At 40.8% G+C, this 23098-nt stretch carries 22 protein-coding genes; 13 read left to right on the top strand and 9 right to left on the bottom strand.

From position 1 onward, the window contains the following. Positions 1–33: 33 nt before the first annotated feature. Complete coding sequence (locus ERX29_RS08400) at positions 34–2196, top strand: RNA degradosome polyphosphate kinase (RefSeq protein WP_133444248.1); 2163 nt, start codon at positions 34–36, stop codon at positions 2194–2196. A 40-nt stretch (positions 2197–2236) separates the two neighbouring features. On the opposite strand, the gene ERX29_RS08405 is transcribed toward ERX29_RS08400, so the two are convergent. Then, complete coding sequence (locus ERX29_RS08405) at positions 2237–2848, bottom strand: nitroreductase family protein (RefSeq protein ID WP_133444249.1); 612 nt, start codon at positions 2846–2848, stop codon at positions 2237–2239. A 64-nt stretch (positions 2849–2912) separates the two neighbouring features. Beyond that, positions 2913–3734 (bottom strand): RluA family pseudouridine synthase, encoded by an 822-nt coding sequence (locus tag ERX29_RS08410; protein ID WP_133444250.1) that lies wholly within the window; start codon positions 3732–3734, stop codon positions 2913–2915. Positions 3735–3814: 80 nt separating this feature from the next. On the opposite strand from ERX29_RS08410, the gene ERX29_RS08415 reads away from it, so the two are divergent. Genes ERX29_RS08415 through ERX29_RS08425 form a run of 3 tightly spaced genes read left to right on the top strand, consistent with a single transcriptional unit; the run spans position 3815 to position 7103 of the window. Beyond that, positions 3815–5353: a bifunctional GNAT family N-acetyltransferase/carbon-nitrogen hydrolase family protein gene (locus ERX29_RS08415; protein WP_133444251.1), complete on the top strand. Its 1539-nt coding sequence runs from the start codon at positions 3815–3817 to the stop codon at positions 5351–5353. Positions 5354–5362: 9 nt separating this feature from the next. Continuing rightward, positions 5363–6466 (top strand): GAF domain-containing sensor histidine kinase, encoded by a 1104-nt coding sequence (locus ERX29_RS08420; protein ID WP_133444252.1) that lies wholly within the window; start codon positions 5363–5365, stop codon positions 6464–6466. A 4-nt stretch (positions 6467–6470) separates the two neighbouring features. Next, the gene (locus tag ERX29_RS08425; protein WP_133444253.1) at positions 6471–7103 is read left to right on the top strand and encodes a response regulator; all 633 of its coding nucleotides are present in this window, start codon (positions 6471–6473) and stop codon (positions 7101–7103) included. Between the two features lie 5 nt (positions 7104–7108). Here ERX29_RS08425 and ERX29_RS08430 read toward each other — a convergent pair whose 3' ends face one another. Then, positions 7109–7978 (bottom strand): cation diffusion facilitator family transporter, encoded by an 870-nt coding sequence (locus ERX29_RS08430; protein ID WP_133444254.1) that lies wholly within the window; start codon positions 7976–7978, stop codon positions 7109–7111. 172 nt (positions 7979–8150) lie between these two features. Between ERX29_RS08430 and ERX29_RS08435 the strand changes: the two genes are divergently transcribed. The 7 genes from ERX29_RS08435 (at position 8151) to yhaM (ending at position 17257) form a co-directional block, all read left to right on the top strand. Then, positions 8151–9449 carry a dicarboxylate/amino acid:cation symporter gene (locus ERX29_RS08435; protein ID WP_133444255.1) on the top strand — a complete coding sequence of 433 codons (1299 nt, stop codon included), beginning with the start codon at positions 8151–8153 and terminating at the stop codon, positions 9447–9449. A 163-nt stretch (positions 9450–9612) separates the two neighbouring features. Continuing rightward, positions 9613–10077, top strand: coding sequence for an XRE family transcriptional regulator XdrA (gene xdrA, locus ERX29_RS08440; protein ID WP_133444256.1), 465 nt, complete (start codon positions 9613–9615; stop codon positions 10075–10077). A 114-nt stretch (positions 10078–10191) separates the two neighbouring features. Next, positions 10192–10557 carry a YlbF/YmcA family competence regulator gene (locus ERX29_RS08445; protein ID WP_133444257.1) on the top strand — a complete coding sequence of 122 codons (366 nt, stop codon included), beginning with the start codon at positions 10192–10194 and terminating at the stop codon, positions 10555–10557. A gap of 56 nt (positions 10558–10613) precedes the next feature. Further along, positions 10614–12089 (top strand): coproporphyrinogen III oxidase, encoded by a 1476-nt coding sequence (locus tag ERX29_RS08450; protein WP_133444258.1) that lies wholly within the window; start codon positions 10614–10616, stop codon positions 12087–12089. Between the two features lie 139 nt (positions 12090–12228). Then, complete coding sequence (locus ERX29_RS08455) at positions 12229–13410, top strand: metallophosphoesterase family protein (protein WP_165981117.1); 1182 nt, start codon at positions 12229–12231, stop codon at positions 13408–13410. Next, positions 13407–16316, top strand: coding sequence for an AAA family ATPase (locus ERX29_RS08460; RefSeq protein WP_133444260.1), 2910 nt, complete (start codon positions 13407–13409; stop codon positions 16314–16316). Before ERX29_RS08455 ends, ERX29_RS08460 begins: the two co-directional genes overlap by 4 nt. Then, the gene (gene yhaM / locus ERX29_RS08465; protein ID WP_133444261.1) at positions 16316–17257 is read left to right on the top strand and encodes a 3'-5' exoribonuclease YhaM; all 942 of its coding nucleotides are present in this window, start codon (positions 16316–16318) and stop codon (positions 17255–17257) included. The genes ERX29_RS08460 and yhaM overlap by 1 nt, the downstream gene beginning before the upstream one ends. A gap of 63 nt (positions 17258–17320) precedes the next feature. On the opposite strand, the gene ERX29_RS08470 is transcribed toward yhaM, so the two are convergent. The 5 genes from ERX29_RS08470 to ERX29_RS08490 all read right to left on the bottom strand — a co-directional run bounded on the left by ERX29_RS08470 (position 17321) and on the right by ERX29_RS08490 (position 20382). Next, complete coding sequence (locus ERX29_RS08470) at positions 17321–18244, bottom strand: foldase protein PrsA (protein WP_133444262.1); 924 nt, start codon at positions 18242–18244, stop codon at positions 17321–17323. Positions 18245–18343: 99 nt separating this feature from the next. Continuing rightward, on the bottom strand, positions 18344–18889 hold the full coding sequence (locus ERX29_RS08475) for a DUF3267 domain-containing protein (protein WP_133444263.1): 546 nt from the start codon (positions 18887–18889) through the stop codon (positions 18344–18346). A gap of 45 nt (positions 18890–18934) precedes the next feature. Continuing rightward, on the bottom strand, positions 18935–19480 hold the full coding sequence (locus ERX29_RS08480; protein ID WP_133444264.1) for an HTH-type transcriptional regulator Hpr: 546 nt from the start codon (positions 19478–19480) through the stop codon (positions 18935–18937). 84 nt (positions 19481–19564) lie between these two features. Next, positions 19565–19921, bottom strand: a complete 357-nt coding sequence (locus ERX29_RS08485; protein WP_133444265.1) for a YtxH domain-containing protein — start codon at positions 19919–19921, stop codon at positions 19565–19567. A gap of 47 nt (positions 19922–19968) precedes the next feature. Then, a complete protein-coding gene (locus tag ERX29_RS08490; protein WP_133444266.1) occupies positions 19969–20382 on the bottom strand; it encodes an HIT family protein in 414 nt (137 codons plus the stop codon). Positions 20383–20491: 109 nt separating this feature from the next. Here ERX29_RS08490 and ERX29_RS08495 point away from each other — a divergent pair, with 109 nt between their 5' ends. Both ERX29_RS08495 and ERX29_RS08500 read left to right on the top strand, forming a co-directional pair. Next, positions 20492–21229, top strand: coding sequence for an ABC transporter ATP-binding protein (locus tag ERX29_RS08495; RefSeq protein ID WP_133444267.1), 738 nt, complete (start codon positions 20492–20494; stop codon positions 21227–21229). After that, on the top strand, positions 21222–22439 hold the full coding sequence (locus tag ERX29_RS08500; protein ID WP_133444268.1) for an ABC transporter permease: 1218 nt from the start codon (positions 21222–21224) through the stop codon (positions 22437–22439). Before ERX29_RS08495 ends, ERX29_RS08500 begins: the two co-directional genes overlap by 8 nt. Before the next feature lie 73 nt (positions 22440–22512). On the opposite strand, the gene ERX29_RS08505 is transcribed toward ERX29_RS08500, so the two are convergent. After that, positions 22513–23010 carry an antibiotic biosynthesis monooxygenase gene (locus ERX29_RS08505; protein ID WP_133444269.1) on the bottom strand — a complete coding sequence of 166 codons (498 nt, stop codon included), beginning with the start codon at positions 23008–23010 and terminating at the stop codon, positions 22513–22515. Positions 23011–23098: the final 88 nt, after the last annotated feature.

Below are 23098 nucleotides of genomic sequence, written 5' to 3' on the forward strand. Positions count from 1 at the left end.
TATACAAACTATTAAAAGTGGAAGTGATTATATATGGAAACAACAAACGCGATTGATCTTAACAACAAAGATTATTACAACAATAGAGAAGTCAGCTGGGTTGCTTTTAACCATCGCGTCATTGAAGAAGCACTGGATAAAAGAAATCCGCTTTTAGAACGTCTGAAATTTCTCGCTATCGCTTCTTCAAACCTTGATGAATTTTTCATGGTGCGCGTAGCTGGCTTAAAGGACCAGATCACACTCAACTTTAATGAACGTGAAAATAAAACACAGATGACGCCTAGAGAACAGCTGGTTGCGATAGACAGAGACAACCGTGAGAACGTAAGGCTGCAATATGAACAGTATCATCACCTGCTACAGGAACTGGAAGGGCATCATGTCTTTTTGAAACAGCCGGATGAACTGGAAGCCCATAACTATGAAGTGATTAAACAGCGCTTTGAGTATGAAATTCTACCGACCTTAACACCTCTTGGCATTGATGCATACAGACCATTTCCGAAACTATCGAATAAATCATTGAATGTATTTGTTGATGTTGTTAATCCTGAAGGCGAAAATAAATCGGCCATCGTGCAAATACCGGCATTATTAGACCGCATCATCTTGCTGCAGGATGATCAGCGTATGATTTTCGTCATGCTTGAGGATGTCATTATTCATTTTATCAATAGATTGTTCACTGGCCACGAAGTACGTCGCGCATTTACGTTCAGAATTACACGAAATGCGGATTTATCTATTCATGAAGACGGGGCTGAAGATCTGCTGATTGAAATCGAGAAGTTTCTGAAAAAACGTAAAAGTGGTGCAGCGGTACGTCTTGAGATCGATACGAGAAATGATCCGACAATTGGCGGCTCATTTTTAACTCATGAGCTGGAAATAGAGGAACGCGACGTCTATAAGATTGACGGACCTCTTGACTTGACGATGTTGTTCCAGTTATCAAGTATGGTATCGAAAAAATATCCACAGTTTGAATTCAAAAAATTTGAACCCGCACCTCCTGCATCACTCGGAATGAAGAATATTTATGCAGCAGCGCTTGAGCGGGACGTGTTCTTCCATCATCCGTATGAATCTTTTCAGCCGATTGTAGATTTTATCAAGGAAGCGTCAGAAGATCCGGCAACTCTTGCGATTAAACAGACGTTATACCGTGTATCAAGTGATTCGCCTATCATTGAAGCGCTTAAAAATGCAGCTGAAGCTGGTAAACAGGTCACTGTTCTTGTCGAGCTTAAGGCACGTTTTGATGAAGAGAACAATGTCCACTGGGCGAAGATGCTTGAAGAAGCCGGCTGTCATGTGATTTACGGGATGACTTACTTGAAAACGCACAGCAAGATTACGTTGGTCATCAAAAAAATAGATGATGAACTGATTCCTTATGTCCATTTAGGAACAGGGAACTATAATGATAAGACCGCGAAGATTTATACAGATATGGGAATCATAACGACAAACAGAGAAATCGGTCAGGATGCGATGAATTTCTTCAACTATCTAAGCGGCTATTCTGAAAAACCAGAATATAAGCGGCTTCACGTCGCACCGTTTGAAATAAGAGAAGAATTCCTTGATCATATCGATCAGGAGATTGAATCTCATCTTCAGAATGGCAATGGTCTGATCATCGCAAAAATGAACTCGCTGACCGACAAAGCAGTGATCAAAAAATTATTTGAAGCAAGTCAGGCCGGTGTCAAAGTCAACTTGATCATCCGTGGGATCTGCTGCTTGAAGCCGGGAATTCCAGGCGTCAGTGAGAATATCCGTGTCATCAGTATAGTCGGTCGTTTTCTTGAACATTCAAGAATTTATTATTTCTATCATAATGGTAAAGAGAGAATGTATTTATCCTCAGCGGATATGATGACGAGAAATATGATTAAACGTGTGGAAATATTATTTCCGATTATTGACGATAAGATTGTGACGCGACTCAAAGAATTTTTGCAGCTGCAGTTGAATGATAATCAGAAAGCACGTGAACAGGATAGAAACGGTATCTATCATTATGTGAAAAATGATCTTGAACCGACCAATTCACAGGAATATTTAGTGAAAGAATCAGAACAGTTCAGACGCACATTGACGAAAGAAAAATCGGTCGTACATGAACCAGTCATGTCACGGCGCTCCAAATTACTTGATCGGGTCATCTCACGCATCAGAAAAAACTAAAAACAGACATTCCTGAAGGAATGTCTGTTTTTGCTCGTTATTAGAGAAATGTTGCGGTTTCTTCCACTGTTAATCTAGAAGTTTCACGCGGTTCTTTAAGGGTTTTGCCGATAGTGATCAGCATCAGAGGAAGATAACGCTCTTCAATGTTGAACTGCTTAATGAGTTCTGTTCGTTTGAAGCCGCCGATCGGACATGTTCCAAGTCCCGCAAGAGTAGCTGCATTCATCAGCTGCATCGCTGCAAGTGAGGCGTTCAGTACGCCGGATTCGAAGCGGTATTCCGGTTTGGCATACGCGCTGTCAACCTGCTTAGTCAGCAGCTCCTTGATTTCTTCAGTCATACGACCTTCTGCAACGTCCTGGCTGAAGATAGGCTCTGCCTGCTTATGTCCTTCTCTGTCCGCAAGAATAATGACTGTAGCACTTGAATCCATGATCTGCTGCTGATAAAACGCAAGCGGCAGCAATTTTTCTTTTGCTCCATCACTATGGATGACCAAGTATTTCCAGTGCTGCAGGTTCCATGCAGAAGGTGCCTGATTTGCCTGTCTGATTAACTCAGACAACTGTTCCTGAGCCAGTTTGAATTCAGGATCATACTCCTTCACTGAACGTCTGTCAAAGAAAATATCTGTATGAGTTTGTATCATAATAATCCTCCATATTAAAACTTCATATTTAATATGGTATAGCTGAAAGTATTAAATTGCAATATTACTGCTTAAGTTCTGCCTGTACCAGTTCACCGGTGAAGGGATGAATGAAACTTAATTTATACCCCGTAAGTTGCAGTTGACGAAGCTTGGAGTCACTGTATAATGGGTCGCCGAGCACAGGATAACCGATTGCTGCCAGATGAACACGGATCTGGTGAGTGCGCCCTGTATCAAGTTTCAGTTCGACTTCTGTAACTCCGTCACCTAGTACTTTAGAGCTGATGATATGAGTCACTGCATGCTGACCTGTATCGGATACCCGTCGTTTATTAGGATGGAATTTATCTTTGCCGATCGGCAGTTCAATGGTCTGGTTTTTAATAGGGAGCAGGCTTCTGACTTTTGCTTTGTATGTTCTAGTAATTTCACGCTGTTCAAGCATCCTATCAAGAATTTTTTTAATCAGCGGATTTTTAGCAACAAGCACAAGACCGACTGTCTCCTGATCAAGCCTGTGAATCGGTTCTACATAGTCTGATTTCAATGTATAGACAGCGTGGTTCAGCAATGTATTCGTCTCCATCATATCGTTCGGGTGAGTCTTCACGCCTTTTGGTTTGATGAGTATCGCCAAATAGTCATCCTGATAGACGACTTCACATAGACGGTGTGACGACTTATAGTGACTGTGTTCTTCTGTAATAGGAAGGTCGAGAATGTCTCCCGTGTTCAGTGCTGTACTGAACAGCGCCTGCTCTCCGTTAACTGTCAGTGCTTTTGACATTCTTAGCTCATGAATCATTTTTTTCGGCAGTACCCAGTGTTTCAGCAGTGCCTCTATCGTCATTCCATCGAATTGCTCATTTATTGTTATTTTCATTGTTTCCTCCAGTGCAGTTCGTTTGATTGTAACTTTATTCGTGTATAATATATGTATAGTTTACATGAAGGAGCCTGAACATGACAGAAGAATTGAATTTAGAGGAATTAAATAAGTCAATAGAAACGCGTCCAATGACGTTCGAAGATATAGATGAAGTGATGCAGCTGCAGGAAATCTGCTTCCCTGGCATGGAGCCATGGAAGAGAGAACAGCTGGAATCGCATCTGCATTTATTCCCGCGAGGGCAGATGGTTATTGAGTATGAAGGAAGCATCATCGGTTCATGCTCCAGCCTGATCATCAATTTTGACGAATATGATGATAGACACACGTGGGATGATATTACCGATAACGGTTATATTACAAACCATAACGAAAATGGACATAATTTATATGGTATAGAAGTCATGGTACATCCAGACTACCGCGGAATGCGTGTGGGCCAGCGTCTATACGAAGCACGCCGGGAAATAGCATATGAACTGAACTTGAAAAGTATCATTATCGGGGGTCGTATACCGAATTATCATCTGTATAAAGATGAGCTGACACCACGTGAATATGTGACAGACGTTATGAAACGGAAAATTAAAGACCCGGTACTGACGTTCCAGTTTATGAACGGCTTCACATTGATGCGTATCAATCCAGGTTATTTGAAGGACGATGTGAAAAGCAGCAAATATGCGACGTTGATGGAATGGAACAATCCGGACTTTGTGGCTAAGTCGAATCTTCACTTTAAGACGAGCCATCCGATACGTATTTGTACGGTCAACTATATGATGCGTAAAATCGATTCATTCGAAGAGTTTGCTAACCAGATTGAATATTTCGTAGATGTAGCTTATGATGCCGGCAGTGATTTTGTTGTATTTCCTGAGCTCTTGACCACACAGTTGATGAGCTTTGATGAAAAACGCAGCCCTGCTGAATCCATCCGTCAGCTGACAAAGTATACAGAACAGTATATTGAAATGTTCAATGATTTTGCGATGCGCTACAACATCAACATTATCGGCGGTTCTCATTTCGTTGAGGAAAATGATGATATTTACAACATTTCATATTTATTCCGTCGTGATGGTTCCATAGAAAAGCAGTATAAAATACATGTGACACCGAATGAACGACGATGGTGGGGAATTTCACCTGGGAAAAAAGTCGAAGTATTTGATACAGACTGCGGAAAAATTGCTATTCAGATTTGCTACGACAGTGAATTCCCGGAAATGGGACGTATTGCTACAGAAAAAGGTGCGAAAATCATCTTTACACCGTTCTCTACTGAAGACCGTCAAAGTTACCTGCGCGTGAAGTACTGTTCAATGGCACGTGCTATTGAAAATCAGATCTACACTGTAACAAGCGGAACTTGCGGGAACTTACCGCAGACAGAAAACATGGACATTCAGTACGCTGCCTCTGGAATTTATACTCCAAGTGACTTCGGCTTTGCTCGTGACGGTATTGTCGGAGAAACAGGAGAGAATGTAGAGATGGTAATGATCGGTGATGTCGATTTAGAAGTTTTACGACGTGGCCGTGAAGACGGCACTGTCAGACAATTAAGAGACCGTCGTCATGATTTATACCGAGTTGAATATAAGAGGTAAGGTGAGACGATGAAGTCTAAGACAGGGTTACTGAAAGAGATTGCGGAATTCCTGAATGAAGAGACGGAAACATATTCAATGCTGGATGGTGCGTTAAAACGTCTTGTAGAAGGCACTGATTTTGCGACCGGCTGGATTTTCTTCATCGATGACACCGGTAATCACCAGCTGGTTTCCGACTATCGGCTGCCGGAAGCTCTGGAACAGAATGACTGTCACTATATGACTGAAGGTCCATGCTGGTGCGTGTCACGCTATCATCAAGGCAGACTGACTAAAGCGTCCAATATCATCACGTGTTCACGTATCGTCAAAGCGAGCCGTAAATATCCAGATGGTACAGATGATATAACGCATCATGCAACTGTACCGCTGCAGTCCGGTCAGGAACGTTTCGGTCTGCTCAATGTGGCGACACCTCTTAAAAAGAGTTACAGCGAAGATGAACTCGAGCTTCTTGAATCTGTAGCATTTCAAATAGGAAGCGCGGTTAAACGAATTTTTCTGACGGAGCGGGAACGCGAGATTGCTTTGACGAATGAACGGAACCGTCTCGCACGTGATCTGCATGATTCTGTCAATCAGATGCTGTTCTCGCTCAGGCTGACCGCTCATGCTGCGGCATCCAATACAGAGGATGATAAGGCGAGGTCTGCATTCGAACTGATAGAAGCGACAAGCCAGTCTGCTGTCAATGAGATGCGGGCATTGATCTGGCAGTTGAAACCGATTGGACTTGAGCAGGGTCTTGCTCATGCAATACATCAATATGCAGATGTACTGGATTTGAATGTCACAATGCATGTTGACGGCTTGATTCAACTCAATAATAAAGAGGAGACCGTTGTTTTTAGAATTGCTCAGGAAGCGCTGAATAATATTAAGAAGCACGCGGGAACTGCTGAAGTGGAAATTATCATTGATCAGCTGACAGCATTCAGTATGACGATCAAAGACAGCGGAAAAGGCTTCATGGTGAAATCAGCAAAACAGCTCCCGACTCACGGACTCAGCAACATGAGGACACGGGCAGAATCAATTGGCGGCACGCTTTTGATCACGAGCAGGAAGGATTCAGGAACAATTGTGACTCTGACGATACAGGGAGGATGAGAATATGACATCTATTATACTGGTCGATGACCATCATATCGTCAGGCAGGGATTGAAATTTCTGATCAGCTCTATGACAGACTTTTCAATTATTGGTGAATTCAATGACGGTGTTGAAGTGATTGATTATTTATCTTCAAATGAGCCGCCGGACTGCATTTTAATGGATCTTGTCATGCCGAAGATGGACGGTATCAAGACAACTAAGAAATTAAAGGAGCTCTATCCGGATATTAAGATTCTCGTGTTATCGAGTTATATCGATGAAGAGCATGTAATCGGAGTGATGGAGGCGGGAGCGGACGGCTATGAAGTCAAAGATACAGAACCTGCGAAACTGATTGAAACAATCAGCCAGGTAGCAGCAGGCGAGAAAGTCTTTCATCCTTCAGTAATCACGGCAGTCAGAAATGCAGAGCAGCTGCCGCATTTGCAGAAGAAGCTGTCGAAGCGGGAACTGGAAGTGCTTGAGCAGATGGTCAAGGGACTGACAAATAAAGAAATTGCAAATATTTTATTTGTTTCCGAGAAGACAGTAAAGACTCATGTCAGTCACATCTTCTCGAAGCTCGCAGTCAACGACCGGACTCAAGCTGCTATTTATGCGATGACTTATAATTTAGTGAAGAAACAGTAACAGGTTTAGATATCTTCAGGTTCTATATGAACAATCGTTTCAACAGACCCGAATTTTTCTTTCATCTGCTGTTCAATCTGTTCAGCAATATCATGGCTTTCCTTGACAGAAAGAGTAGGCTGTACAGTAACAGTAACATCCACAAAAGAAATAACGCCGTGATTCCGTCCTTTAAGATCCATTACCTGTATAACTCCTGGTATCGATGACACAAGATTTTTCATCTTCTCTAAAGTCTCAACTTCAAAGCCATCAGTCAACGTAATAGCAGTATCTCTGAAAATATCGATTGCTGTTTTCATGATGATAAAACCGACAACAATGGCCGCGATGGTATCGAGCATCGGAATTCCGACATAGACACCCATGATGCCAATGAATGTCCCGATGCTGACTAAAGCGTCGGATAAGTTGTCATAAGCTGCTGCTTTCAGGGCACTTGAATCGACTTTCTTTGCGAGATTGCGGTTGTAGAAATACACGCCGAACATAATGATAGCTGACAGAATAGCAACTACTGCTGCTTCAATCGTAGGAGTTGAATAGTCTCCTTTGAAGAAATTTGTGACGCCGTGCACAATGACTTGAACTGATACGGCGAACATAATAAATGACGCTGTGAGTGATGCGATGAATTCAGAGCGGTAGTGACCATAGTTATGGTTGGAATCAGCTGGTTTCATAGAGATTGATAGTCCGATGAGCAGAGCGATGGATGAAATGACATCTGTCGCATTGTTCAGTCCATCGGCAACGAGTGCCTGAGAGCCGTTTATCCAACCGAAAAGTAATTTAGTCAATGTCAAAATAATATACATTAAGATACTGAGGCGTGCGCCTTTTTTCGCCTGCTCCAGCTTATCTTTAATATGCACTATAATCGCATCCTTTACGTTTAATACTGTCTTATTATGAAGTATTATCATAGAAATATCTAGTAAATATTATTAATAGTACATTCATTTCTACTATAAAAGTTATTGTATAATAATAATATTTACTTTATAATTATAATAAGTTGTCAGAATATTTAAAAAGAGGTGGACTATGAAAATAAAAAATAATATGACTGTTAGAATCATCATAGCATTAATATTAGGTATAGCTGTTGGTTCTATTTTTAATCTTTTTGCCGAGGCAGACTGGGTTAAAGGCATCAATCAATATGTCTTCAATGTTCTTGGACAGGTTTTTCTTAATCTTATCTTTATGCTTGTCGTACCGATTGTATTTGTTTCTATTGTACTGGGCGTTGTCGGTGTCGGTGACCCGAAACTCCTTGGAAACATTGGACTTAAAACGCTGCTGTTCTTCCTGACAACTACAGCGCTTGCTATCATTATTGCGATGGTACTGGCATCAGTGTTTAAGCCGGGAGAAGGAAAGACAGATCTGCTGCAGAGCAATGACGTCAAGCAGTATGAGCAGGAGCAGAAAGCGAAGGCGAAAGAAGCAGAGGAGCAGGGAATGGCGACGGAACAAACTTTTGATCAGACGCTTATCAATCTCTTCCCGAAAAATCCTATTCAGGCAATGGCTACAACGAATGTGCTGCAGGTCATTACATTTGCAATATTTATCGGTGTCGGAATGATTGCTCTTGGTGATAAGGTCGCAGTGGTCAAGACATTCTTCGAGCAGGTCAATGAAATATTGATGCACATTGTTATGATGATCATGAAATATTTCGCTCCATTTGGAACGTTCGGCCTTGTTGCTACAGCATTTACCAATGCCGGATTCGGCGCCATAAAACAATTATTCATGTACTTCTTTATAGTACTGCTTGCATTACTGATTCATATGGTAGTTGTCTACGGAGGAGCTGTCAAATTGCTTGCCGGTAAAAGTCCGGTCTGGTTCTTTAAGGGATTTGCTCCAGCGATGACGGTCGGTTTCAGTTCTTCAAGTTCAAATGCGACACTGCCTATTTCTTTGGAGTGTGCACAGGATAACCTTGGTGTACGTAAGGAAATCTCTTCTTTCGTCCAACCGCTCGGTGCAACGATCAATATGGATGGTACAGCAATCATGCAAGGGGTCGCCACAATATTTATCGCTCAGATTTCTGGTGTGGACCTCACGTTCATGCAGCTTGTAACAGTAGTCATTATCGCTGTCGTTGCATCTATCGGTACAGCAGGAGTTCCTGGTGTCGGACTAGTGATGCTGGCGATGGTGCTGACAGCCGTGGGACTAAATCCAGCTGCTATTGGTATCATCCTAGGAATTGACCGTCTACTTGATATGTCACGTACTGCAGTGAACATTACAGGCGATGCAGCATGTGCTGTCATTATTTCAGAACGTGAAAAAAGAAAATTAAATCGTACAGCCGCTCATTAAGTGACAATTTTGCGACAGAGGGAAAACTTCGAGTTTTTCCTCTTTTAATTTGCTGTAAATTATATTAAGATGGTAAATGTGTCTTAAATAGATGTGTATTATTTCAATTTCATGCACTGAACATATATTAGAGCATAAATATATAGATGAAAGGTCGTATATAATGGATAAACAAAACTTCACAGATTTATTACAGACAAAATTTAAAATGGTCCGTATAGAAGCTGGCTATACTCAGGATACAATGGCTCAGACGATCGGTTTGTCTAAAAAGACGTTAGTTCAAATTGAAAAAGAGCGTGTGCTGCCTAACTGGACAACTTGTGTATCGTTATGTGCATTATTCAGAGACTCAGAAGTGTTACAGACAACGCTTGGCGGAGATCCACTCGAAGTTATTCAAGTGATTTCACGCGGCGCCTGTGCTTACCCAAAGAATGAAAACCTTGATGAACTATGGTGGGAGACGAAGCAGAAAGAAGCGGGTTACACTCTGCAATTCAATAAAATTTCTAACCTATACCGTGTCATCGATTCAGCAAACCAACCATTATTTGGTTCAAACAAAGAACGTGAAGCAGATACTTTCTTCAATAGAAGAGTGTCTGACCAGTTAATCAATGCTTAAGCAGACGACCAGTCGTTTGCTTTTTTTGTCACTGTAGCTGTATGGCTATTCATTGGTTAATCCATTGAATTATGGTACATTATTATCAGATATTATTTAAAGGAGCTATTCAAAATGACAGTTAATATTTATGATGAAGCAAATCGTCTCGAAAGTGCATTACGTCAAAGTGACGAATACACTGCAGTAAAAACTTACTTTGAGGCAATCAATAATAATCCTGAATCGAAAAAGCTGTTCAATGAGTTCAGAAACATCCAGCTGACTTTACAGGAGAAACAGATGTCTGGTCAGGAAATCACTGAAGAAGATATCGCAAGTGCAAACAATGTAGCTGCTAAAATTGAGCAGGATGAAAATATTGCTAAATTAATGCAGGCTGAGCAGCGTATGAGTCAGATTATCGAGGATTTAAATCGTATCATTATGAAACCATTACAGGATTTATACGGTGTAAACGACGCCGCAACAGAACAATAATAAAGTGAAAATAAACGAAATCGACATTTCGTTTATTTTTTTTAAGAGGTTATAAGATGAAGATATATGTAAATCATCCGGAACTTGAACCACAGCTGCTGTTCATCAAAAACATCTTCAATCTATATTTTGAAGATGCTATATTACTCATTGGGACAGGAGATAACCAGCTGACGTTTGATGTTACAACAAATGTCTCAACGGCTGTGCAAGCGACATTGACACTTAATGGCAGAACTTATCATGCAGCCGCAGAACGGCAGGAGACCGATAAGAAGTCTGTTAAGCAGGCGATGGCGAAGACACTTGTTACTATGCTGACAGAGCACACAGGCATCACACAGAGCTGGGGGACGCTGACCGGAATACGTCCTACTAAGCTCTATCATCGGCTGTACAGACAGGGTCTTGACCATGAAGCCATCTGTGAACGGTTGTCAGCAGATTATTTGATCAGCCGGGAGAAGCTTGACTTGATGCAGGACATTGTCCGTATTCAGAACGAAGCAATACCTGACCTGTATGACTTGAAGCGTGAAGTCAGTGTCTATATCGGTATTCCGTTCTGTCCGACAAAATGTGCTTACTGCACATTTCCTGCTTACAGCATACTCGTCCATAAAAACGATGTTCCCGAGTTTCTTGTCGGTCTACTGCACGAAATCAAGGAGACTGGAGAATGGCTGAAAAGGAATGATATTAAAGTCACTTCCATCTATTTCGGCGGCGGAACACCGACTTCTATTACTCCTGAAGATTTAAAGCTGTTACTTGATGAATGCTATCGTTCGTTCGATATGTCAGCAGTACGTGAAGTCACTGTTGAAGCAGGACGTCCGGATACGATAGACCATGAAACATTGAAAGTACTGAATGACTTTAATATCGACCGTATCAGCATCAATCCGCAGAGTTTCACTGACGAAACATTGAAAGCAATCGGCAGACATCATTCTGTGGCTGAGACAGTGGATAAATTCAAGCTTGCACGACAGCATCACATGAATAATATCAATATGGATCTGATTATAGGTCTGCCGAATGAAGACCGTACACATGTCAGACATTCACTTGCTGAAGTGGATCAATTGAAACCAGAATCACTGACCGTTCATACTCTGAGCTTCAAACGAGCAAGTGAGATGACGCGTAATAAATCAAAGTATCCGGTAGCTGACCGAGAAGAAATTATGACGATGATGAATATGACGAAAACATATGCCAGAGACAATGGTTATGTTCCTTATTATCTATACCGCCAGAAAAACATTCTCGGTAATCTTGAAAATATTGGCTACGCTACCCACGAAGAATACTCTCTTTACAATATCCTGATTATGGAAGAAGTTCAGACTATTCTAGGACTTGGCTGTGGTGCTTCAAGTAAATTGATTCACCCCGAAACGGGGAAAATTGAAAATTACTTGAACCCGAAAGATCCGAAGAGCTATAACAATTCATACGAGCATTACACGACAGAGAAAATCAAAAAGTTAGAACGGCTCTATAATGGCATGACGCTCGTTCAGTAAGAAATGTTCCTTCATCGATAGAGATGAAGGAACATTTTTTTGTCATCATTCAATGAATATAGACCTTTTTTCTGGTATGCATACAACTGACCTAGTTTTTGTTGTAAAATAAATTGAATACTAGAAGTGAGGGATGCTTATGATCAAATTTATCCACTGTGCTGATTTACATCTTGATGCACCATTCAAATTGAATCACTACGTATCAGACGCTATTATGGGAGACATACGCAAATCCAGTTTCGAAAGTTTCAGACGGCTTGTAACAGATGCTATTAATCTGAAAGTTGATTTCATTCTGATAGCAGGTGACATGTTTGATTCTAGAAATCAGTCATTATGGACGATGGTGTTTTTAAAAGAGCAGTTTGAACGACTGCAGGATGCTCATATATTCGTCTATATCATCCGGGGCGAAGCGGATAACATGAAATATTCGCGTATTAAATGGCCTGCTAATGTCGTTGTGTTTGGTGAGCAGGTTGAAACATATGAGTTTATCACTAAAGAAGGAAATGTCGTCTATATTCATGGCTTCAGCTACAAGGAACATACAAGTTATGAAAATAAACTTGAACAATATCCGACTAATCAGGTGGATTCAAGTATACATATTGGAATGCTGCACGGTACATTCGTCAAGCATCAGACTGAAAACCCGCTCACTGAATTCAGTCAGGAGGAACTGAACGAAAAGCTCTATCACTACTGGGCATTAGGTCATATTCATGAGCGCCGGCTGATCAGTGAACTCCCTCACATTCATTATCCTGGCAATATTCAAGGTTCTAATATTGGAGAATTAGGTAAGAAAGGTTATCTGCTTGTAGAAGGTGATCATGTATCGATGGATGTCGTCTTCGTGCCGACGCAATATATTCGCTTTGAGAAAGCAGAGCTGACATTGACGGATACGGGCAAGAATGCCATCTATCAAGATTTGACTGATTTCAAGAATGAACAGAGAAAGTATGGTAAATGTATCTACCAGGTTAGACTCGTTAACGATAGTGAGCAATTGATCAATCAAAGTATGCTTGAAGAGCTGCTGACACTCGTGCAGCAGTATGAGACACATGAGCAGAACTTCATCTGGATAGATCAGCTTACACTCTCTCAGCAGCATGATGTAACGACACTTAACCAGGAATTTGACAGTGATTCTCTTAATGATGAGCGATTATACAGTGAAGCACTAAGTCCGTTATATCATGATCAGACGTTCAGCAGATTTCTGGATAATTTCGAAACATTCGATAAGAAAGAGCTTCTTGACATCGGTGAGAGACGGATCAAAGGGCGAATGAGGGATGACGGATGAAGATAAAATCACTTGAAATATATGGTTACGGTAGATTACAGCAAAGGACATATAATCTGGACCGGTCATTCACTCAAATTTTCGGTGAGAATGAAACTGGTAAATCAACAATGCAGCTGTTTATTCATTCGATTTTATTCGGATTTCCCGAGGCAGGTGATGAACCGCGGTTGATGCCGAGATTTTCTACGACATATGGCGGTAGTCTGCTGCTTGAAGTGGGTGGAGATGATATGTTCATAGAACGGGTGTACCGTAATGGCATGGAAGAACTGACAGTGAGGTTCAATGACCTGCTGAAAGATGAAGCATGGTTAAGTCAAAAACTGAACTTTATTACGAAAGATACATATAGACAAATATTTTCATTCGATGTGTTACGCTTGCAGCACGTCCATCAGCTGACTGAGAAGAAACTGCAGAACTATTTGCTGCAGGCAGGGGTATTTGGTTCTACTGAATACGCTAGTCTTGAGGAGAAACTGGAGGAAGAAAAAACACATTTAATCAGTGACAATCATGAATCGGGAGAGCTGTATGATCATGTGCTTGAGCTGACGAACCTTGAGATACAGATCAGAGATGAAGAGAGTAAGCTTGAGCAATATGACATTCATGAAAGCCGTGCTTATCAGCTGAGAGGGAAGATTGATCTGTTGAATTCCCATATTGAACAGCTATCTGTCATACAGCAGAGAAAGCAGAAGGAAATGATGTTCCATGCCGATATGAAAGAGTGGAAACAGCTTGAACATCAATTGAATATTGAACCGATCACTTTCCCGGATAATGGCATCGAACGGTTTGAATCACTGAAACGTCAGAGTTATAATACTGACCGGGATATTATGCTCCGTGCTGAAAAGGTGGAGAGTCTGACAAAAGAAATGACCGGCATAGAACTGATGCCGGATCATGCATACGAGGCGGCTCAGCAGCTGCTTAAAGAAGAACCGGTCATCAAACAGCATGAGAAGACGCTGAAGACACTTGACCGCGAGATACTGGATAAACAGGCTGCATTGCATGCCATGCAATCAGATATCGGCTGGACTGATTATTATGATGTTCCTCTTAGCAGCCAATTGAAAGAACAGGTTGTATATAATGTCGCAGAAAAAGAACGGCTCGTCTCACAGCTGGACCAGCTGAATCGTGAGCTTGAGCAGGCAAAGTCAGAAGAAACGCTCACAGAGAACGAGCGATTGGAACTGATCCTTCATATCGTTTCTGATGATCAGTACAACGACGGCATTCAGCTGACTGCTCAAAAAGATGAGCTCGCACAAAAGACTGAATTATATAACAAACTAAATAGCGAACAGAAGAAACAGGCACTCATCGAAGAAACGAGAAGGAAACGGTTAAATATCGTTTATAGTGTGCTCGGCACTGCAGCTCTTATCGCAGCCATATATTTTTTCTTCAGTGCTCTTGTTATTCCAGCTATAGCTCTGCTTGCTATTCCTATTGTGATGATTATACTTCTTCTGATGAATAAACCCTCACTTAATCATCATGGTATGATTATGGAAGATGAGATTAATAGCCTTGAACAGTCTATTACAGCGCTATCCGGCCGACTGGACAAATCTTTTAAGCTGGCTGAGCAGCAGGAATTCAGAGAAAGAATGACGGTCTTGTCGAGAGAACTAGAGGCTCATGGACGAAAAGAGCAGCAACTGCAGTCAAGAATTGAGAAGAAAAAGGATGAATTCACTTCAATCGGTAAGGAATTAATACAGACTAAAGAACAGCTGCATCTGCCAGCAGACTTTGAAGACAGTCTGCTGCATCACGCTTACCGAACAATTGATAAAATGCAGCAGCTGTCAGCTACTATTGCTCAGCTGAAAGAACAGTATTCAGCTGAACAATCAGCACTCGAGAAGTTTAATGAACAGCTGAGCCACTTTGATCATAAATGGGACATTGAACACTTAACGCTTGTTTTTCAGGAACTGAACACGCTAGTCAAATCTGAGGATAAGAAACGCGTGCAGCAGCTGCGTCTGACAGAGCAGCTGGCACTCAGTGAACGGGAACTGGCTGCCGTTAAAAAATCAGCCGAAGAAATGAACAATGAAACGATGCAGCTGTTCAGTGACGCAGGTGCAACTGATGAAGCTGCTTATTACACGCGTTATAATAACTACACTCAGTATAAGAATAATTTCGAACGTCATCAGTTGCTCAGCCGGAAACTTGAAGATGAGAATTTTACTTATGAAGTAAATACAGAGCTTGCTTATACGTCTGCTGAAGACTTAAGAATAGCAGAAGCAGAACTTAGCAATCAGCTCAACCAGCTTAAAAACGCTCTTCAGTCAGAACAGTTTGAGCTGCATCAGACAGAGCAGGCGATGCATGCGCTAGAACATGATACGACATTATCAGAACTGAATTATCGTTATGAAATTGAAAGACAGATTGTCAACAGAATGGCTAAAGCACATGGTGCACTCAGTTATATTGAAAAATTGATTTCAGTACACCGTCAAAAAGTTAAAGAACAAAGAATACCGCATATCATTGGTGAAGCATCACAGATTTTTAGTACACTGACAGAAGGTAGATATATTGCTGTCATGTATGAATCAGAACTTGTGGTCAAACATAAAGATGGACAAGTGTATCATCCGACAGAATTATCACAGTCGACTAAGGAACTGCTGTATATTACTATGCGCCTCAGTCTGATTCAACATCTACATCAGCTATATCCATTGCCGATCATCATTGACGATGCGTTTGTTCATTTTGATAAGCAGCGAAAAGATTTTATTACGGAGTATTTAATGAAGAATGAAAACAACCAGGTTCTCTACTTTACGCCAAACCGTTCAGCGAATATACCTAGTAAAAATACGCTTGTACTTGAGCGTCATGACAAGGAGACTAAATAATGAGAACAATAGAGACTTTGAAGCCAGGTGAATCCGTTGATGCTTTTTTCATGATTCACCGGGCAGTTCAAGGAGTGACAGGGCAGGGGAAACCTTACTTGACGCTCTATCTTAAAGATAAGAGCGGCGATATAGAAGCAAAAATGTGGACAGTCACAGAAGAAGATATGAAAAGACTTGTTCCTGAGACACTGATCCGTGTGAAAGGAGACGTCATTGATTATCGCGGCAGAACGCAGATGAAAATTAATCACTGCCGCCTTGCAGTACCGGAAGATGGTGTGAGACTTGAGAACTTCCTTGAATCAGCACCTGTAACAGCTGACGACATGACTGATCAGCTGATGACTTATGTGATGGATATCAGCAATGCGAACTTGCAGCGTGTGACGCGTCTATTGCTGAAGAAGTATCAGCAGGAATTCATGACTTATCCTGCAGCAAGCTCGAACCATCATAACTTTGTGTCAGGACTGATGTATCATGTAGTGACTATGCTGAGACAGGCTGAAGCGTTATGTAACATCTATCCCTCACTGAACCGCAGTCTGCTGTATTCTGGAGTGATACTGCATGACATGGGGAAAGTGAAGGAATTATCCGGACCTGTCGCGACAAGTTATACAGTAGAAGGAAATTTGCTGGGACACATCTCAATTATGAGTGATGAGATTGCAGAGATAGCGAAGGAACATAACATTGAAGGGGAAGAAATTCTTCTGCTCAGACATTTAGTACTATCACATCACGGCAAGTATGAATACGGCTCACCTAAGCTGCCGATGATCAAAGAAGCTGAGATTCTGCACTTTATTGATAACATCGATGCCCGTATGCAGATGTTTGATAAACATCTGAAAAAAGTGGACAAAGGACAGTTCACAGAACGTATATTCGCGCTTGAGAACAGACAGTTCTATAAGCCGGAATCGCTGGACTGACCCAACATATATTGATCTCAGACAAAAAAGCACAGCCGAATATTCGGCTGTGCTTTTTAGCTGTTACTGCTGAGCTCCTTGCGTTGTAAGAATCTGCTCATCCACTACTTTTTTGATATCTTTATCTTTATAGTCAACATCATAGTCTTTAAGCAGCTTTTTGTAAGCGTCAATCATCAACTTAGGATTTTCCTGGATTTTCGCTTGACGTACTTTTTCTTTTAAGCTGTCTTTTTGCTTATTGAAGTCATCCTGCTTGTCTGCTTTAATGATGTGATAACCGTAGTCGGATTTAACAAGACCGGAGATTTCATTTTCATCAAGTTTGAACAGTGCTTTTTCGAATGCTTCTACAGTCTGTCCTTTAACGACATAACCGAGTGATCCGCCGTTTGCTTTAGAACCAGTGTCACCGGATTCTTTCTTAGCGATTTTTGCGAAATCATCAGGATTTGCTTTAACTTCTTTTAGTACATTCTCTGCTTTTTCTTTCGCTTTTGTAGCCGTCAGGCCTGATGGATCTGTTTCAGATTTAATTTTGATTAAAATATGTGAGCCTTTTTTTGCGTTCTTTTTCACTTCATTGTCCGATACTTTGACAGTATCTTTCATCAGTTCTGTCTGATATGCATCGTTAATACGTGATTCTTTGTATTTACTGATTGTCATACCGGCCTGCTGCTGCTGAAGAATGGATTCAAACTGTTTTTCACCGCCGTATTTCTTTACTTCAGCGTCGACATCTTTTTTAATTTTATCTTCATCGACTTTTTTACCGTATTTATCTTTCAGTATATCTGTCATGAGAATCTGAAAGGCTGTCTGAGCCACTTCGTCTTTGCCCATCTGGTCGATGACATTTGCAGAGCTGACATCGCCTGCTTTAGATGTAATCAATGTTTCGCCTTCGTTGTTGCCACATGCTGCCAGTCCAAGCACTGAAACAGATAGTACAGCAGGTAGTACAGCCGTTTTGAATTTATTCATTATAATTCTCCTTTTTTAGAAAACGTACACCCAATATAGCATACTGAAATAATTGATTGCAATTTACTGTATCATTCACTGATTAAAATGATATGAGAATTACCCATCACATTTAATGAGTAACTCAAGACCGTAACGTCTTTCTTCGATGAAAGTACCTCTAGGTGTATTAAAAATATACTTCAAATAGATGAAGTCAATAAACGAGATGCCGACATTCACTGAACACAGAAATAAAAAATAGTGCCCATATTCCGGCATAACGATGGCAGCGGCAATGGTTAAAGTAGTAATAATGACAAATGGTAACAGTAGCGCAATGATAAAATGAAACTTGCTGACTGGATGATTCACCCGCACATTGATAAGCGGCGGCCATGAGTTTCTTGTAATCTTCTGGATAACAAATGATTTCGTATCCCCGATAAAAGCTAATAAATGAAGTAATTTATGAACTGGATATAGGAGGAAGAGCGCGCACAGAAAATAAAGAAAATTGGCATCGCTGAACTGTCCTCTGACAAACGATATAAAGATCTCAAATGATATCAGGAAAATAACAGTACTGACAATGGCTGAGATGAAGATGATTCTCTGAATACCATACGTTGTTTTAATATTGAAATTTTTTGTGCATGATAACACGTTAAAAACTCCTTATTTATTAGAAATGTAGTCATATCTTTAGCATTATGCATTATCACTATCATTTTCGTCAAGTAGAATTTTCAGCAGGTCATCATGACTCTTGTTCAGCTGTTCAATGAAATCTTTTCCATAAATCTGACCGACCATAAAAGTAATATCAGTAAAATGAGGTAAGGACAGCATGAATTCGTTGTATTCCTCAGCAGCATCGTAAATCCGATTGTCGATACTATTGTAGCCGACATAAGTCTCATACAGCACATCTTTGCCTTTTTGTGTCAGCTCTAAATAGGTGTTTCGTTTATCAAATTCGCTCTTCGGCATCGTTAAATAGCCGCGCTTTTCAAGGTTTTTAGCAAAGTTGAATACAGTAGAGACGTGCATGACACCATACTGTGAAACTTCAGATATCGTCGCTTTCTCAAGGTTTCTGATGATGATGAGAATATGATGTTCATTGATATTCAAATCATACGGCTTGATCCAGTTCTGCCAGTCTTTCTCAACAGTTTTCCATAATGCTTTACTTAGCTGTGAAATTCTATGAGTATATAACATTTTCTCGATCGTCGCGCGATCTCTTTTCATTGCCTGACCTCCTTGATATAAAGAAAAGCATGATGTTATGCATCATGCTTTTTAAACTCACTTATTATTATTTTAGCATAGCTATTATTTTTTTGAAAACGTTTGTTTCACTTCATCAGCGCGATTTTTCACATTTTCAACATTCGATTTAATGTGTGTAATGTTAGGGTCAATATCACTTTTATACGTGGCAATCATCGATTTTACTTCATCGCCCATCGTCTTCATGACAGCCTGACTTTCATTTTTTGTTTTCATCACATAATCTTTAACTTCAGTCGCTTCGATTTTCAGCTGATGAAGTAATGACTTTGTTTCATAAGAATTTGAGACGAAGTTCTGTTCAACTTCATGCTGAGGACGAGGCGATCTCATCATTCCTGTGATGATGCCTGTTGCAACACCTGTCGTAAAGCCGAATAGCACGGTTCTTAATTTCATGTTAATTCCTCCAATATTTTTGTTAGTTATACCCCAGAACGAGATTATCAACCATTGTTAATCTTATTCAGAAGTTCTGTCATGTCAGCCGGGTCAACGTTATGTGTCTCCCAGTGATAGCCGAATCCGTCCATCTCATGCTGATAACGAGGCATAATATGGAAATGCAGATGGAAAACGCTTTGATCAGCGAAGCTCCGATTATTCTGGATGATATTAATACCATCTGGTTTTAATGCTGAATCAATCTGTTGTGCCACTTTTCGGACAGTGGTGATTGTATGCTGCAGCACTTCAGTATCAGTACTGAGCAGATCGTCACTATGCTGTTTCGGAACGACGAGAGTATGACCTTTTGATACTTGTGATATGTCGAGAAAAGCAAGTGTATGCTCATCCTCGTAAATTTTATAGGCTGGAATTTCACCGTTGATGATCTTGCAGAAAATACATGTTGTCATATGAGTCCCTCCAATCATTTAGTGATATTATATCATTTAATTGATTTCGATAGGAGAATGGATAAGTTATTTGATACAATATGAATTAAAGAAAAGTGGAGGTGCGCGTGTGACTGTAGAAGTAAAACAGCTGACCGGTGGTTATGGTAACCAGCCGGTCGTCCATGATATTAATTTCACATTACAGAAAGGTCAGATTGTCGGTCTGATCGGGTTGAACGGTGCCGGTAAGAGCACAACGATAAAACATATGCTTGGCCTGCTGAGACCGATGGAAGGGGAAATTTTCATCGATGACTTATCGTTGAATACATCACCTTATGATTATCGAAAGCAAGTAACCTACATTCCGGAATCACCAGTGCTTTATGATGAACTGACATTGGAAGAGCATATAGACATGACAGCGATGGCCTATGGACTTTCTAAAGACGAGGCGAGAGAGAGAAGTATGCCGCTTCTTGAAATATTCAGATTGCAGGATAAACTGAAGCAGTTTCCTCAGAACTTCTCTAAAGGGATGAAACAGAAGGTGATGATCATCTGCGCCTTTTTAAGCAGACCGAAACTACATATTATTGATGAGCCGTTTCTAGGGCTTGATCCGCTTGGAATTCAGTCGATGCTTGAACTGATGGTCAGCGCAAGAGAAGATGGACGGACAGTGCTGATGAGCACTCACATTTTAGCGACGGCTGAGAAGTATTGTGACTATTTTCTGATTATGCATCAGGGAAGACTTGTTGCTAAAGGAAATATGCATGAGTTGCAGGATCAGCTTCACATGCCAGGTCAGTCACTTGATGATATCTACATCCGTCTGACACAAGGTGAAGTCAATGTTTAATGCACGGACGCTGTTTGATAAACGGTCGACTGATAATAGAAAAGAAGTGCTGCACTACAGCAGATTTATTTTTAACGGTCATTTCATATTGTTTCTGTCAGTGGCATTTGGAGCTTTGATGCTGCAGTACAGCGATCTACTTAAACATCTGCCTCGCGGTATTAACTACCACTTTATCATTGCCTTACTGTTATCAGTGAGTGCGATTGCATCACTCAGAACTTATTTCAAGGAAGCGGACCAAGTCTTTCTGCTGGCATACGAAAAGCAGTTGAACTCATATGTGAAGAAGTCCATTATGGCAGCATTTATAAAACAGGCCGTGATATGGACTATACTGTTTGCATTATTATTTCCGTTGTATCAGGCAGGATCTCATTTCTATCCAATAGGTATGGCATGCGCTTATGTATTCGGGCTTGTCGCGATGAAGCTCGGTCTATTCGTCCGCTGGTCAGCGATGAAGCTTGGTATGAGCAATATGGCTGTCAACATTCTGTTGTTTCTTATATTGATGGCGGGCATTTATAATTCACTTGAAGGTGTTTATTTCACAGCGCTTGGTGAACTGGCCTTTTTAGCGGGTCTGTTATACTTGATGAATCATATTACGAAGAATTATGTATTTAACTGGGAGACAGTAATCGATTATGAACATGAGCTGACGCAGCGGCAGTATAAGACGATTAATATGTTTACTGATGTCAAAGGACTGAAAGACAATGTCAGACGTCGTCGTTTCCTGGATGGCCTGCTTAAACAGCCGGACAGAAAATATAATCAAAAGAGCATGTTTCTCTATCTGTTCAAGCGTAATTTTGTCCGCAGTAAAGATGCCTTCTGGATCATCATCAGGTTAGTCGTGATTGGCGGCTTAATCATCTGGCTTGTACGGCAGCCTATTATCGCAGCGATCATCGGTATTTTTCTTATTTATATTGTTGTGCTGCAGTCCTCGCAGTTCTATAAACAGCAGGCTTATCAATTATGGCCGCAAGTCTGGCCGGTACGTGAAGAGTTGGTCATCGATGGTTTCAGACAGTTTTTATGGCAGCTGTCACTCGTTACGGCGATTGTCATTACGTTAATCTACGTGGCATTCTATCCGGGTCATTTTTATTATGCGGCAGCCTTCTTTATAATCATGTGGTGGACCAATCAGCAGGTAATGAACAAACTAAAGAAGAAGATGACATTGCTGAAAGACTAATGCATCTATCGATTTAAAATATGGCTCAATATTCAACAAAAATTGAGCCATATTTTGATTTATGGCTCAAAATTCAATCTGTTATTGGTCGCAGTAGTTTTGTGAAATGAATATTAGAGATGAAATCTGCTGTTTCATACTGCTTAAGTACCGCATTTTCATAATGCTCGCGGTAAACCGAGCTTTTCCTGAAATCGTCAAGCATGTCTTCATCCTGAAACTGTAGAGCAACACAGTATGTCTGGCCGCGCAGTGGTCTGAGCAGACGATAAGCTATGTAGCCGTCATACTCAGCGAAGTTCTTCTCTCCAGTCAACCTGCTCTCTGCTGCTTTTCTCCGTTCATCGCTGACTTGGAAGTAACGCAGCATCAAAGGCGCATCATCAGTCATTGAACCATCACTTTCAACGACTTCGAATGATTCAGGAGAACTGAAGACAGATTTCTCTGTAGTTTCCTCATATAAGATAATATCTTCCTGACCGGCATATTTCATTAATGTCCGGTCATTATTGTTATCAATCAATCTCTGCATATAGTATTCAGAACCATGTGTTAAATAAGTATACATCTCATTCACTCCTTTATTAATATCTTACCCAATTATTTTGTATTATGTCAGTTTTATGACAAATGCATATTCGAGAGCGGCTTAATTA

It is taken from the genome of Macrococcus lamae (genome assembly GCF_004359545.1).
GTDB classification, from domain to species: domain Bacteria; phylum Bacillota; class Bacilli; order Staphylococcales; family Staphylococcaceae; genus Macrococcus; species Macrococcus lamae.

What these genes read in the sequence shown, in the direction of transcription:
- yhaM (WP_133444261.1), top strand. Translation starts at nt 16,316, where the DNA reads ATGAGAACAATAGAGACTTTGAAGCCAGGTGAATCCGTTGATGCTTTT.
- ERX29_RS08485 (WP_133444265.1), bottom strand. Translation starts at nt 19,921, where the DNA reads ATGAAATTAAGAACCGTGCTATTCGGCTTTACGACAGGTGTTGCAACA.
- ERX29_RS08425 (WP_133444253.1), top strand. Translation starts at nt 6,471, where the DNA reads ATGACATCTATTATACTGGTCGATGACCATCATATCGTCAGGCAGGGA.
- ERX29_RS08450 (WP_133444258.1), top strand. Translation starts at nt 10,614, where the DNA reads ATGAAGATATATGTAAATCATCCGGAACTTGAACCACAGCTGCTGTTC.
- ERX29_RS08505 (WP_133444269.1), bottom strand. Translation starts at nt 23,010, where the DNA reads ATGTATACTTATTTAACACATGGTTCTGAATACTATATGCAGAGATTG.
- ERX29_RS08445 (WP_133444257.1), top strand. Translation starts at nt 10,192, where the DNA reads ATGACAGTTAATATTTATGATGAAGCAAATCGTCTCGAAAGTGCATTA.
- ERX29_RS08480 (WP_133444264.1), bottom strand. Translation starts at nt 19,480, where the DNA reads ATGAAAAGAGATCGCGCGACGATCGAGAAAATGTTATATACTCATAGA.
- ERX29_RS08490 (WP_133444266.1), bottom strand. Translation starts at nt 20,382, where the DNA reads ATGACAACATGTATTTTCTGCAAGATCATCAACGGTGAAATTCCAGCC.
- ERX29_RS08455 (WP_165981117.1), top strand. Translation starts at nt 12,229, where the DNA reads ATGATCAAATTTATCCACTGTGCTGATTTACATCTTGATGCACCATTC.
- ERX29_RS08460 (WP_133444260.1), top strand. Translation starts at nt 13,407, where the DNA reads ATGAAGATAAAATCACTTGAAATATATGGTTACGGTAGATTACAGCAA.
- xdrA (WP_133444256.1), top strand. Translation starts at nt 9,613, where the DNA reads ATGGATAAACAAAACTTCACAGATTTATTACAGACAAAATTTAAAATG.
- ERX29_RS08470 (WP_133444262.1), bottom strand. Translation starts at nt 18,244, where the DNA reads ATGAATAAATTCAAAACGGCTGTACTACCTGCTGTACTATCTGTTTCA.
- ERX29_RS08415 (WP_133444251.1), top strand. Translation starts at nt 3,815, where the DNA reads ATGACAGAAGAATTGAATTTAGAGGAATTAAATAAGTCAATAGAAACG.
- ERX29_RS08435 (WP_133444255.1), top strand. Translation starts at nt 8,151, where the DNA reads ATGAAAATAAAAAATAATATGACTGTTAGAATCATCATAGCATTAATA.
- ERX29_RS08410 (WP_133444250.1), bottom strand. Translation starts at nt 3,734, where the DNA reads ATGAAAATAACAATAAATGAGCAATTCGATGGAATGACGATAGAGGCA.
- ERX29_RS08500 (WP_133444268.1), top strand. Translation starts at nt 21,222, where the DNA reads ATGTTTAATGCACGGACGCTGTTTGATAAACGGTCGACTGATAATAGA.
- ERX29_RS08405 (WP_133444249.1), bottom strand. Translation starts at nt 2,848, where the DNA reads ATGATACAAACTCATACAGATATTTTCTTTGACAGACGTTCAGTGAAG.
- ERX29_RS08420 (WP_133444252.1), top strand. Translation starts at nt 5,363, where the DNA reads ATGAAGTCTAAGACAGGGTTACTGAAAGAGATTGCGGAATTCCTGAAT.
- ERX29_RS08400 (WP_133444248.1), top strand. Translation starts at nt 34, where the DNA reads ATGGAAACAACAAACGCGATTGATCTTAACAACAAAGATTATTACAAC.